7 protein-coding genes are annotated in these 12,912 nt (G+C 71.5%); all 7 read right to left on the bottom strand.

Translation table 11 applies throughout. From position 1 onward, the window contains the following. Nucleotides 1-3,263 (bottom strand): dTMP kinase (gene tmk, locus ACFW2E_RS16145; protein WP_384466806.1); only part of this gene is annotated, 3,263 nt, incomplete at its 3' end. A gap of 177 nt (nucleotides 3,264-3,440) precedes the next feature. Further along, nucleotides 3,441-6,278 (bottom strand): type I DNA topoisomerase, encoded by a 2,838-nt coding sequence (gene topA, locus ACFW2E_RS16140; protein ID WP_384466804.1) that lies wholly within the window; start codon nucleotides 6,276-6,278, stop codon nucleotides 3,441-3,443. A gap of 245 nt (nucleotides 6,279-6,523) precedes the next feature. Continuing rightward, entirely contained in the window at nucleotides 6,524-6,721 is a 198-nt protein-coding gene (locus tag ACFW2E_RS16135; RefSeq protein ID WP_384466802.1) for a hypothetical protein, read from the bottom strand. Between the two features lie 412 nt (nucleotides 6,722-7,133). Next, a complete protein-coding gene (locus ACFW2E_RS16130; RefSeq protein ID WP_384466800.1) occupies nucleotides 7,134-8,675 on the bottom strand; it encodes a methyltransferase in 1,542 nt (513 codons plus the stop codon). Between the two features lie 65 nt (nucleotides 8,676-8,740). Beyond that, the gene (locus ACFW2E_RS16125; protein ID WP_384466798.1) at nucleotides 8,741-9,340 is read right to left on the bottom strand and encodes a small secreted protein; all 600 of its coding nucleotides are present in this window, start codon (nucleotides 9,338-9,340) and stop codon (nucleotides 8,741-8,743) included. Between the two features lie 194 nt (nucleotides 9,341-9,534). Further along, nucleotides 9,535-11,943, bottom strand: a complete 2,409-nt coding sequence (locus ACFW2E_RS16120; protein ID WP_384466796.1) for a sodium-translocating pyrophosphatase — start codon at nucleotides 11,941-11,943, stop codon at nucleotides 9,535-9,537. A gap of 331 nt (nucleotides 11,944-12,274) precedes the next feature. Next, nucleotides 12,275-12,712 (bottom strand): ATP-binding protein, encoded by a 438-nt coding sequence (locus tag ACFW2E_RS16115; RefSeq protein ID WP_384466794.1) that lies wholly within the window; start codon nucleotides 12,710-12,712, stop codon nucleotides 12,275-12,277. Between the last annotated feature and the right edge of the window lie 200 nt (nucleotides 12,713-12,912).

Here is a 12,912-nt window from a genome sequence, read left to right as displayed (position 1 = left end):
CTCCCCAGCCCGGCGCCGTCCACGGCCTCCTGGTCCCGGCACTCCCCCCGCCGGCCGGAGACCAGCGAGGGCAGATCGTCCATCGGCGACTCCGGGTCCCTGTCGGACCGGGGTCGCCCGCGGCCGGCGCCGTCGGCGTCGACCTGCGGGAGCTCGCGCGTGCGGTCCGCGGGGCCTTCCGGCCCGGCGGCCGGGCGCTCGTCCCGGAAGAAGCCCCGCGGCATCCGGTCCGCCGGACCATCGGCCTGCACGGGAGGCAGTACGGCGGTCTCGTCCGCGGCGCCCGGAGGCACCGGCGGCAGTACGGCCGTCTCGTCCGCCGCGCCGGGAACCACCGGGGGCAGTACGGCCGTCTCGTCCGCGGCCCCCGGAGGCACCGGCGGCTGCGGAAGTTCTGCCGTCACCTCGGCCTCGGTCCCGGACGCGGACTCCCCGGACGACGCCCGGGACGACCGGCCGCCGCCACGGCGCCGCTGCCCGGTCCGGTCGTCGCCGTCGGCCGCTCCCGCACCCTTGTCCGTACGGACCGGCCGCAGCACCGCCGTCTCGTCCACCGCCCCCGGCGTCACCACCGGAGTCGGCACGGTCGCCGCCTCCTGCGGAACGGCGGGAGCCGTGGGCCGGGGCGTCGCGGGCTGCCGGGCGGCCACATCGGCCGCGGCCGCGGCCTCGGCCGCCTGGCGCCGGGCCTCCTCCGCGCGCAACAGGGCCTCCTCGGCCTTCCGCTGCTTCTCCAGCCGCCGCTCCTCGGCCTCGGCGCGCAGCCTGGCCTCCTCCTCGGCCTGTTTGCGCCGCCGCTCCTCGTCGGCCCTGCGCCGGGCCTCCTCGGCGACCCGGGCCTCTTCCTCGGCCAGCAGCCGGGCCCGCTCCTCCTCGGCACGCCTGCGTGCCTCCTCGGCACGCTGCCGGGCCTCCTCCGCCTGACGTTCGGCCTCGCGCCGCTGCGCCTCCTCCAGCTCGCGCCGCTTGCGCTCCTCCTCCTCGGCGCGCAGCTTGGCGAGCTGCTCCTGGCGCTCGCGCTCCAGGCGCTCCTCCTCGGCCTTGCGCGCGGCCTCCTCCTCGGCCTTGCGGCGGGCCTCCTCCTCGGCTGCCCTGCGGGCCTCCTCGGCGGCCTTCACCTCGGCCTCGGACAATGGCAGCACGGTGTCGAGCCGGTGCCGGATCACGGTGGTGACGGCCTCGGGCTCCTGGGCCGCGTCCACGACCAGGTAGCGCCCCGGGTCGGCGGCGGCCAGCGTCAGGAAGCCGGCCCGCACGCGCGCGTGGAACTCGGCCGGCTCCGACTCCAGCCGGTCCGGCGCCTCGGTGAACCGCTCGCGGGCGGCCTCGGGCGCCACGTCCAGCAGGACGGTCAGGTGAGGGACGAGTCCGTCGGTCGCCCAGCGGTTGATCCGTGCGATCTCGGTCGGGGAAAGGTCGCGGCCCGCCCCCTGGTAGGCCACCGACGAGTCGATGTACCGGTCGGAGATGACGACGGCTCCCCGCTCCAGTGCGGGCCGTACGACCGTGTCGACGTGCTCGGCGCGGTCCGCCGCGTACAGCAGCGCCTCCGCGCGGTGCGAGAGCCCAGCCGACGAGACGTCCAGCAGGATCGAGCGCAGCCGCTTGCCCACGGGGGTCGCCCCCGGCTCACGGGTGAGCACGACCTCGTGGCCCTTGGCCCGGATCCACTCCGCGAGGGCCTCGGCCTGGGTGGACTTCCCGGCGCCGTCGCCACCCTCCAGGGCGATGAAGAAACCGTTCGTCGCCGGTGTCTGCGCCGGATCGTCGCCGCCGAGCAGCGCGTCCCGCAGGTCGTGCCGAAGCGGCACGCCGGACCGGTCGTCGACCTTGGCGAGCACCAGCGCGGCCACCGGCAGCAGCAGCGCACCGACCAGCATCAGGGTGAAGGCGGCACCGCCGTGCGCGAACACGAACCTGCCGTCCTCCAGCCGGTGCGGGCCGATGAGGGCCGCCACCAGGGGCGCGATCAGCGCGCCGAGTGCCACGAAGACCCGTACGACCGCGTGCAGGTGCTCCGTCGTACGCGGCCGGCGGTAGTCCTCGGCCTCCTGGTCGAGCAGCGTGTGGCCGGTGTTGGCGGCCATGCCCGCGCCGATCCCGGCCAGCGTGACGATCAGCAGCACGCTGGTGACGTCCGGGACGAGCCCTGCGGCCAGCAGCGCGATGCCGGTGAAGGCGATCGCCAGCGCCAGCAGGCGGCGGCGGGAGAGCGACGGCATGACGGCGTGGGCGGTGCGGATGCCGACGGCCACTCCGCCGGTCAGCCCGAGCACCAGCAGCCCGTAGAGCACCGGGCCGCCGCCCAGGTCCTTGGCGTGCAGCACGCACACGGCGACGGCGGCGGAGATCGCCCCGGCGACGGCTGCGCAGGCCAGGACGAGCAGCGGAATGGCCCCCGTGCGGCCCTTGTCGACGCCCGTGCCCGTCTTGGGGCGGCGCAGACCTTCGAGCGGGGACCGCGCGCGCGGGGTGCGCGTGCCGGGCAGCTCCAGGGCGGTCAGCACGGAGAGGGACGCGGCGAACAGGCCCGCCGCGACGTACGACCCGAGGGCCGCCTGGTGCTGGTCGAACCAGGCGCTCACGGTGCCCAGCAGGTTGTTGAGGAGCGACGCGACGACGAGGGCGGCGGCCGCCAGGGGCACCGCCACGAAGCCCGTGCGCAGCGACAGCCGCCGCAGGGCGTCCATGTGGTCCGGCAGCGGCCGTACCGTGGCGCCCTCCAGGGGCGGGGCGGGCAGCAGCGCGGGCGCCGCGCTCTCCCGGCACACCGACCACAGACGCTCTGCGACGCCGATCACGAAGACGGTGACGAGCAGGACGGCCGGCGCGTTCGCCGGCGTCCAGTCGATCCACAGGGGCGCGATGATCAGCAGCACGGCTCGCAGCCCGTCCGCGCCGACCATGGTCCAGCGCCGGTCGAGCGGGCCGTCCTGGGAGGTCAGGGAGGTGAGCGGGCCGAGGAGCACGGCACCGAAGAGCAGTGTCGCCAGGATGCGGGCCGCGAAGACGGTCGCCACTGCGAACGCCGCGCCCCGGTAGCCGCCGCCGAACGAGCCCTCCGCGATCGCCGCCTGGAGGACGAGAAGGACCAGCACGAGGAGCGCGAGGGCGTCTCCGACGCCACTCACGAGGTGCGCGCTCCACAACCGTTTCAGCTGCGGTTGGTGCAGCAGGGCGCGGACGGCCCGCTCGCGGGAGTCCGCTACGAGGGTGTCGTCCGGCGGTGTGGTGAGGGCCGTTGGCTGCTCGGCTCGCGTCATGCGTTCAGCCTATCGGCAGGCACGGACAGCCCGCCGCGACCGTCCGAACGTGCGCACGCCTCGACACCAAAGTGATGCCGAGGCGTTCGTTTCGCGAACCGGATGTGAAGATCTGCGAAGCGGGCAAGGCCGGACCGGGCAGCCGGACGGTGGTCCGGTCCGGGCTTCCGCGCGGTCTCAGTCCTCTGCCGCCGCCTTGGCCGCCGTGGCCTTCTTGGCGGTGGTCTTCTTGGCCGTCGTCTTCTTGGCCGCGGTCTTCTTCGCCGCGGTCGTCTTCTTCGCGGCGGCCGTCTTCGTGGCGGTGGCCTTCTTGGCCGGTGCCTTCTTGGCCGGTGCCTTCTTCGCAGCCTTCTTGGCGGGGCCCTTGGCGCGCTTCTCGGCGAGCAGCTCGAAACCGCGCTCAGGGGTGATCGTCTCGACGCTGTCACCCGAACGCAGGGTCGCGTTGGTCTCGCCGTCGGTGACGTACGGCCCGAACCGGCCGTCCTTGACCACGACCGGCTTCCCGCTGACCGGGTCCTCCCCCAGCTCCTTCAGCGGCGGCTTGGCGGCCGCCCGGCCACGCTGCTTCGGCTGGGCGTAGATCGCCTGCGCCTCCTCCAGCGTGATCGTGAAGAGCTGGTCCTCGGACTGCAGGGACCGCGAGTCCGTGCCCTTCTTCAGGTACGGGCCGTAGCGGCCGTTCTGCGCGGTGATCTCCACACCGTCCGCGTCGGTGCCCACGACACGCGGCAGCGACATCAGCCTGAGGGCATCCTCCAGGGTCACCGTGTCCAGCGACATCGACTTGAACAGCGAGGCCGTGCGCGGCTTGACCGCGTTCTTGCCGGTCTTCGGGGTGCCCTCGGGGAGCACCTCGGTGACGTACGGGCCGTAACGGCCGTCCTTGGCGACGATCGGATGGCCGGTCTCCGGGTCCGTGCCCAGCTCGAAGTCGCCGCTGGGCTTGGCCAGCAGCTCCTCCGCGAGCTCGACGGAGAGCTCGTCCGGTGCGAGGTCCTCGGGGATGTCCGCGCGCTGGTGCTGCTCGGTGTCCTTCTCGCCGCGCTCGATGTAGGGGCCGTAGCGGCCGACCCGCAGCACGATGTCGTTGCCCACGGGGAACGACGACACCTCGCGCGCGTCGATCGCGCCCAGGTCGGTCACCAGTTCCTTCAGGCCGCCGAGGTGGTCCCCGTCGCCGTTGCCGGCGTCGGCCGCGCCGCCCCCGGCCGTGCCGCCCTCGCCGAAGTAGAACCGCTTCAGCCACGGCACCGACTGCGCCTCGCCACGGGCGATGCGGTCGAGGTCGTCCTCCATCTTGGCGGTGAAGTCGTAGTCGACGAGCCGCCCGAAGTGCTTCTCCAGGAGGTTGACCACGGCGAAGGACAGGAAGGACGGCACGAGGGCCGTGCCCTTCTTGAACACATAGCCGCGGTCGAGGATCGTGCCGATGATCGACGCGTACGTCGACGGGCGGCCGATCTCGCGTTCCTCGAGCTCCTTGACCAGGCTGGCCTCGGTGTAACGGGCCGGGGGCTTGGTGGCGTGCCCGTCGACCGTGATCTCCTCGGCGGACAGCGCGTCACCCTCGGTGACCTGGGGCAGCCGGCGCTCGCGGTCGTCGAGCTCGGCGTTCGGGTCGTCGGCGCCCTCGACGTAGGCCTTCAGGAAGCCGTGGAAGGTGATCGTCTTTCCGGACGCGCTGAACTCGACGTCCCGGCCGTCGGCGGCCGCGCCGCCGATCTTCACGGTCACGCTGTTGCCGGTCGCGTCCTTCATCTGGGAGGCGACGGTCCGCTTCCAGATCAGTTCGTAGAGCCTGAACTGGTCGCCGGTCAGACCCGTCTCGGCCGGCGTGCGGAAACGATCACCCGAGGGGCGGATCGCCTCGTGCGCCTCCTGGGCGTTCTTGACCTTCCCCGCGTAGGTGCGCGGCTGGGCCGGCAGGTAGTCGGCGCCGTACAGCTGCGTGACCTGGGCGCGGGCGGCCGCGATGGCGGTGTCGCTCAGCGTCGTGGAGTCCGTACGCATGTACGTGATGTAGCCGTTCTCGTACAGCTTCTGCGCGATCTGCATCGTCGCCTTGGCGCCGAAGCCGAGCTTGCGGCTGGCCTCCTGCTGCAGCGTCGTCGTACGGAACGGGGCGTACGGCGAGCGGCGGTACGGCTTCGACTCGACGGACCGCACCGAGAACCGGGTGTTCTCCAGGGCGGCGGCGAGGGCACGGGCGTTCGCCTCGTCGAGGTGCAGGGTGTTCGCGCTCTTGAGCTGTCCCAGCGAGTCGAAGTCGCGGCCCTGCGCGACACGCCTGCCGTCGACGGTCTGGAGGCGGGCGACCAGGGACGACGGGTCGCTCGGGTCACCGGCCCGGCCGGTCGCGAAGGTACCCGTCAGGTCCCAGTACTCGGCGGAACGGAACGCCATGCGCTCGCGCTCGCGCTCCACCACGAGCCGGGTCGCGACCGACTGGACACGGCCGGCCGACAGGCGGGGCATGACCTTCTTCCACAGGACCGGCGAGACCTCGTAGCCGTAGAGACGGTCGAGGATGCGGCGGGTCTCCTGGGCGTCGACCATGCGCTGGTTGAGGTCGCGCGGGTTGGCGACGGCCTCGCGGATCGCGTCCTTGGTGATCTCGTGGAAGACCATCCGCTTGACCGGGACCTTGGGCTTCAGGACCTCCAGGAGGTGCCACGCGATGGCCTCGCCCTCGCGGTCCTCATCGGTGGCGAGGAAGAGCTCGTCGGAGTCCTTGAGCAGGTCCTTGAGCTTCTTGACCTGGGCCTTTTTGTCGGCGTTGACGACGTAGATCGGCTCGAAGTCGTGTTCGACGTCCACGCCGAGGCGGCGGACCTCACCGGTGTACTTCTCCGGCACCTCCGCGGCGCCGTTGGGAAGGTCGCGGATGTGCCCGACGCTCGCTTCGACTACGTAGCCGGGGCCCAGGTAGCCCTTGATCGTCTTCGCCTTGGCAGGCGACTCGACGATGACGAGTCGGCGGCCGCCCTGTGCGGTCTCGCTGGTCGGGGACAACTTCGCTCTTCTCTCCGGTCGAGGCTGGGGCCTCCCCAGGCCTGTGTCCCGGGGTCGTGTCGTGGTGACGCTGCGGAGTGTGACGGTACATCCCGCCCCCGTGTCAAACGGGAAAAGCCCACAACGGCCACTCGAACGGTAACCCGACTACCGCCATTCCTGCCGCCCGGAGTGCCGGGCGGCCCGCGCGGCCCTGTCCGGAGGGTGACGTTCCAATTACGCGTACGACAGCACGCGAGCCGCACTCAGAGGCGGGTGAGGCAGTACACCGCGAGCCCCATCGAGACCACCGAGGCGAGGCCCGCGAGCGTGACGGATGCGACCTGGTTCACACCGTGGGCGATGGGTTCGCGGTGCCGGGCCCGGGTGGCGGTCCACACCATCACTGCGCCTCCGAACAGGGCGAACACCAATCCCGCGAAGATCGCCGGTCCGCTCTCCATGACTCGCCCGCCCCTGCTCCGTCGTCCACCAGTGCCCAGCGGCCGGAGACTGCCACGCGGGGGCGGCGGGCGGGCGAACCCGAGGTGAACGTCAGGCCGACAGTATTTCGTACATGTATTCGAAATTTCCCCGGTCTGGGCAGGGACAGATATTTTTCCGGCCGTTTTTCTCACAGGCGGGCCGTCAGGGGTCTCGGCCGGGGTTTCGTGGCCCGCCCTCCTGAGCCGATGCGACACCGGTCACCCGGGCGGTGTGCGCCACCGCACGGACGGTGAGCGCGCGTCGCCCGGTCGGCGGGCACGGCGGGCGGCGGCGATACGCCAGGTGCCGCGCACCCGGGTCGGCCGCACGGCGCAGGTGCCCGCCCGGAGCCCGCCGAGAGCCCGCCGAGTCCACCCCGCGCGTCCGGGGTCAGCCGGCCGGTTCGAGGAAGCCCTGTTCCACCAGCAGCCGGATCTGCGCGGGCGTGCGGTCGCGCAGCACCACCGCATCCTCGCCCATCAGCTGGGCGATGGCGTCGAGGATCCGGCCCGCGCTCAGCGAGCCGTCGCAGACGCCCGCGAAGCCGGCACCGACCGTGTCCACCCTGGTGGCACGGCGCATACCGCGGTTCTGGCGCAGCACCACGTGCTCCGGGTCCTCGGCGCCGGGCAGGCCGACCTGTTCCTGGACGACCTCGGCCACCAGCCTGAAGTGGCCGTCGAGCAGCGCCGCGTCGTCGTGCTCGCGGAGGTAGTCGAGGCGGGCGAAGTGCGCCCGGACCGTTTCGCCGAGCGGCTGTTCGATCGGGTGCGGCCATTCCTCCACGGTGACCGAGGGCTCGGCGGCCGCGGTCCTGCGCAGGGTGATCCAGCCGAAGCCCACCGCCTTGACCTTGCGCGCCTCGAACTCGTCGAGCCAGGCGTCGTAACGCGCCTGGTACTCCGCCGGATCCGCACGGTGGTCACCGGCGTCCCTCAGCCACAGCTCGGCGTACTGCGTGACGTCCTGCACCTCGCGCTGCACGATCCAGGCGTCGCACCCGCGTGGCACCCACGACCTGATCCTGTCCTGCCAGTCCTCCCCCTCCACGTGCTGCCAGTTGGCGAGGAACTGCGCGAACCCGCCCTCGGTCAGCCTTTCCCCCGCGTGCTGAACGAGCGAGCGGCACAGGTCGTCCCCGCCCATCCCGCCGTCGCGGTAGGTGAGGCGGGCGCCGGGCGAGATCACGAACGGGGGGTTCGACACGATCAGGTCGAACGTCTCGTCGTCCTTGATCGGCTCGAAGAGCGAGCCCTCGCGCAGATCGGCCGCCGGGGCACCGGACAGGGCGAGGGTCAGCGCGGTGATGTGCAGCGCGCGCGGGTTGAGGTCGGTCGCCGTCACGCGCGTGGCGTGCCGGGTGGCGTGCAGGGCCTGGATCCCGGAGCCGGTGCCGAGGTCGAGAGCGGAGGCGACGGGGGTACGGACGGTGATGCCGGCCAGGGTCGTGGACGCCCCGCCGACACCGAGGACCACGGCCGTGTCCGCCTGCCGGCCCTGACCGCCGATGCCGCCGGCGCCGCCGACCGCGCATCCGAGGTCCGACACGATGAACCAGTCCTCGCCGTCCGGCCCGCCGTACGGCCGTACGTCGACCGTCGCCGCGACCTCGTCGGCGCCCGCGCGCGTCAGCCATCCGCTCTCCAGGCACTCCTCGACCGGCAACACGTCCGTCACGCGTGCGTGCGGCACGGGCTGCTGGAGCAGGAACAGCCGTACGAGCGTCTCCAGCGGCGTGTCCCCGCGGGTCGCCCGGAGAGCGGGGACGGTCTCGCTGCGGGCCAGCGCCGCGTACGCGGGGGCGCCGAGCAGTTCGAGCAGCCCGTCGACGGTGAAGTCGGCGCCGAGCAGGGCGGCGCGGAGCCGGGCGGCGACGTCGGGGCGGTCGGTGGACGGCAGGGAGGACAGGGTGGCGTTACTCACGTTCCCCATTGTGTCCGCTCGGACCGACATCGCACGTACCCGGACCGCCCCGCGCCGACACCCGGCCCCGGGGGTCAGCCCGCCGCGGCCGACGAGGACGAGGCCGCCGTCTTGCAGCTCTCCTGCTTGGCCATGGCCTGGCCGACGTCGCCCGCCTCGAGGTTCTTCAGCGCGTCGTTCCCGGTGGTGCTCAGCTTGTCGAGCTGGGTCGCGATGTCCTTGAGGCCGTCGGCGAACTTCGCCTGGTCCTTGGTGTCGAGCTCGTCGACCTGCTTCTTGAGGGCGGCGTACGACGCGCCGATGCCGTTGAGCTCCTTGACCGCGTCCTGCTGCTTCTTCTGGCCGCCGTCGACGTTCGGTGCCCCGGCCGACTTCACGGCGGCGCCGATCGCCTTGTAGGCGTCGGACATGTCCTGGAAGGCCTGCGCGTCGGTCTTCCGGACCTCCGCCGGCGTGCTGTTGTCCGAGGTCTCCTTCTGGATCGCGGTGTTGGCGGCCGCGATCTTCTTGGCCTGCGGCTGGACCGCGTCGCAGACCTGCTTGGCCCAGGCATCCAGCTTGTCGTTGTTTTCGCTTCCGCCGCTGCTGGTGCATCCCGACAGCGCCACCACCAGTACCGCACCGCCGGACAGCGCGGCCGCGAGCTTCTTGTTCACCGGATCGGTCCCTTCCATGGCTCTCGGCCCCCGGACCCTACACGCCGGATGGGTGACAGTCGCATGCCGAACATCCGCTTAGACCCATTTTGCTACCTTTTGCAGCAAGCGAGAGAAGGCTCACGGTGAGGGCGCGCGCACAGCGGAACGGGCGGGCGGTGCGCCAATGCGCTCCACCCGCCCGCCCGTTGAGCGGACCGCCGTAAGACGGCCTACGAAACCACCGCGGGATCGGCCGACTTGGTCACCCGCTCGGCGTTGTTGTCCTCGTCGCCCACGGCGATGCCACGCCGCTTGGAGACGTACACGGCGCCGACGATGACCAGCAGCGCGAGGACCGCGATGGCGATCCGTACGCCGATGTTCTTGTCCTCGCCGTAGGAGAACTTGATGACCGCCGGCGCGATGAGCAGCGACACCAGGTTCATCACCTTCAGCAGCGGGTTGATCGCGGGACCGGCGGTGTCCTTGAAGGGGTCACCGACCGTGTCACCGATCACCGTGGCCGCGTGGGCCTCGCTGCCCTTGCCGCCGTGGTGCCCGTCCTCGACCAGCTTCTTGGCGTTGTCCCAGGCGCCACCGGAGTTGGCCAGGAACACCGCCATCAGCGTGCCCGCGCCGATCGCGCCCGCGAGGTACGAGCCGAGCGCGCCGACACCGAGCGTGAACCCGATGAAGATCGGCGCCAGGACGGCCAGGAGGCCGGGCGTGGCCAGCTCCCTGAGGGCGTCCTTGGTGCAGATGTCGACGACCTTGCCGTACTCGGGCTTCTCCGTGAAGTCCATGATCCCGGGCTTCTCGCGGAACTGCCGCCGCACCTCGTACACCACGGAACCCGCCGACCGCGACACCGCGTTGATGGCGAGCCCGGAGAAGAGGAAGACGACCGCCGCTCCGGCGATCAGGCCGACCAGGTTGTTGGGCTGCGAGATGTCCATCGACAGGCTCAGCGGCGACCCGGCGCCGGACAGCTTCGCGCCCACCTCGTGCACATTGGTGGTGATCGCGTCGCGGTACGACCCGAAGAGCGCCGACGCCGCCAGGACGGCGGTGGCGATGGCGATGCCCTTGGTGATGGCCTTGGTGGTGTTGCCGACCGCGTCCAGGTTGGTGAGCACCTGCGCGCCCGCGCCCACGACGTCGCCGGACATCTCGGCGATGCCCTGCGCGTTGTCGGAGACCGGACCGAAGGTGTCCATGGCGACGATCACGCCGACCGTGGTGAGCAGGCCGGTGCCGGCCAGCGCCACCGCGAACAGCGCCAGCATGATGGACGTGCCGCCGAGCAGGAACGCCCCGTACACGGCGAGGCCGATCAACAAGGCGGTGTAGACGGCCGATTCGAGGCCGACGGAGATGCCGGCCAGGATGACGGTGGCCGGGCCGGTGAGGGAGGTCTTGCCGATGTCCCTCACCGGGCGGCGGTTGGTCTCGGTGAAGTAGCCGGTCAGCTGCTGGATCACGGCGGCGAGCAGGATGCCGATGGCCACCGCGACCACCGCGAGGATCCGCGGGTCGCCGTCCTTGGCCCTGATCGCGGCATCGGTGACGCCGTGCAGGTCCGCGTACTTTCCGGGCAGATAGACGAAGACCGCCGCCGCCACGAGTCCGAGCGAGATCACCGCGGAGATGAAGAAGCCGCGGTTGATCGCGGTCATGCCGCTGCGGTCGCTGCGGCGCGGGGCGACCGCGAAGATGCCGATCATGGCGGTGAGCACGCCGATCGCGGGCACGAGCAGCGGGAAGGCGAGCCCGGAGTCACCGAAGGCCGCCTTGCCGAGGATCAGCGCGGCCACGAGGGTCACCGCGTACGACTCGAACAGGTCGGCCGCCATACCGGCACAGTCGCCGACGTTGTCGCCCACGTTGTCGGCGATGGTCGCGGCATTGCGCGGATCGTCCTCCGGAATGCCCTGCTCGACCTTGCCGACCAGGTCGGCGCCGACGTCGGCGGCCTTGGTGAAGATGCCGCCGCCGACACGCATGAACATGGCGATCAGGGCGGCCCCGAGGCCGAAGCCTTCGAGCACCTTCGGCGCGTCGGCCGCGTACACCAGCACCACGCAGGAGGCGCCCAGCAGGCCGAGCCCCACCGTGAACATGCCGACGACGCCGCCCGTGCGGAAAGCGATCTTCATGGCTTTGTGCGAGACGGCGGTGAGATCCTTTTCCGGCTCGCCTTCCGCGGGAGTGGCCTCCCGGGCCGCCGCGGCGACGCGCACATTGCTGCGCACGGCGAGCCACATGCCGATATAACCGGTGGCCGCCGAGAAGGCGGCACCGATCAAGAAGAACACCGATCGGCCGGCGCGCTGATTCCAGTCGTCCGCGGGCAGCAGCATGAGCAGGAAGAACACGACGACGGCGAATACGCCGAGCGTGCGAAGCTGCCGGGCCAGGTAGGCGTTCGCACCTTCCTGGATCGCCGTCGCGATCTTCTTCATGCTGTCGGTGCCCTCGCCCGCCGCGAGCACCTGGCGCACCAGGATCCCTGCGACCACGAGCGCCGCCAGCGCGACGGCCGCGATGACTGCCACCAGGACGCGGTTGTCGTCGGTCAGGACTGCGGCTGCGAAGGTTGTGGGGTGGCCCAACTGATGAGGGGTAGAAAGCCCCGCCATTCGTCCTCCTTGACGCTTGGGCTGAGCTCAAGATGTGGACGGATTGTAGGTACCGGAACCTGATCAAAACAGTGCGCGGTAAACAGAATTGGCCTTCGCATGCTCTTCAGCAAATGATCGACGCCATCTCACAGAACCCGAAAGTGGTAATGCCCCAAAGGCATTGACGGCCACATTGACGCTTGATCAAATTATCGGGTCATTGATCGTGAATTTCTTCACGAATTCCGACGGTCGACGGAAAACAACACGAAGGGCCCTGCTCAGCAGGGCCCTTCGGGGTGACTCGCGGGGTGCGCCGAGTGGCGCGGGGTGGTTCGGCGGGGGTGGGTCAGGCGAGCGCGACGGCCGGCGGCGTCGTCGGCCAGGTCATGCGGATCAGTCCGCCGTCCTCCCCGGCGTTGACCTCCACGTCGTCGACGAGTCCGCTGATGACCGCGAGGCCCATCTCGTCCTCCTCGGCCTCCGCGTCCGCCTCCTCGTCGGCACCGCCGGGCGCCCGGTCCCCCGAGGGCGAATGGGGTACCTCGTCGCCGACCTCGATGGAGAACTGTTTCTCCTCCTCGATCAGCGCCACCTTCACCGGCGCCGTGATGCCGGCGCTCTGGTGCAGCCCGACGGCGCGGGAACAGGCCTCACCGACGGCGAGCCGCACCTCGTCGAGTACGGCCTCGTCCACTCCGGCCCTGCGCGCCACCGCTGCCGCCACCAGCCGGGCGGTCCTGACGTGCTCGGGCAGCGCGCTGAAGCGGAGTTCAACGGTGGCCATGCATCCCCCTCACGACTCGGGCGTGCGGTCGGGGGCCGGGCCGCCGAAAGCCCGGACCCCCTGATGAACTTCTTCCGCCCCGGACGAACCGGCCCGGGGCGAGGCGGGCCGACGCCCCCGGCCGATGGGGGCCCGAGGGCGGGGGGGCGGAGCGCGGGGGCGTGGGGGGGCGCGCCCGCTGCCGCGACCCGCTGGGGGGT

The organism is Streptomyces sp. NPDC058964 (assembly GCF_042741275.1).
Taxonomy (GTDB): Bacteria; Actinomycetota; Actinomycetes; order Streptomycetales; family Streptomycetaceae; genus Streptomyces.
This window is presented reverse-complemented; position numbering and strand designations above follow the sequence as displayed.

Bases quoted from the DNA above. Each gene is read 5' to 3' on its own strand.
- ACFW2E_RS16135 (WP_384466802.1), bottom strand. From the start codon at position 6,721: ATGGAGAGCGGACCGGCGATCTTCGCGGGATTGGTGTTCGCCCTGTTC.
- ACFW2E_RS16130 (WP_384466800.1), bottom strand. From the start codon at position 8,675: ATGGGGAACGTGAGTAACGCCACCCTGTCCTCCCTGCCGTCCACCGAC.
- ACFW2E_RS16125 (WP_384466798.1), bottom strand. From the start codon at position 9,340: ATGGAAGGGACCGATCCGGTGAACAAGAAGCTCGCGGCCGCGCTGTCC.
- ACFW2E_RS16120 (WP_384466796.1), bottom strand. From the start codon at position 11,943: ATGGCGGGGCTTTCTACCCCTCATCAGTTGGGCCACCCCACAACCTTC.
- ACFW2E_RS16115 (WP_384466794.1), bottom strand. From the start codon at position 12,712: ATGGCCACCGTTGAACTCCGCTTCAGCGCGCTGCCCGAGCACGTCAGG.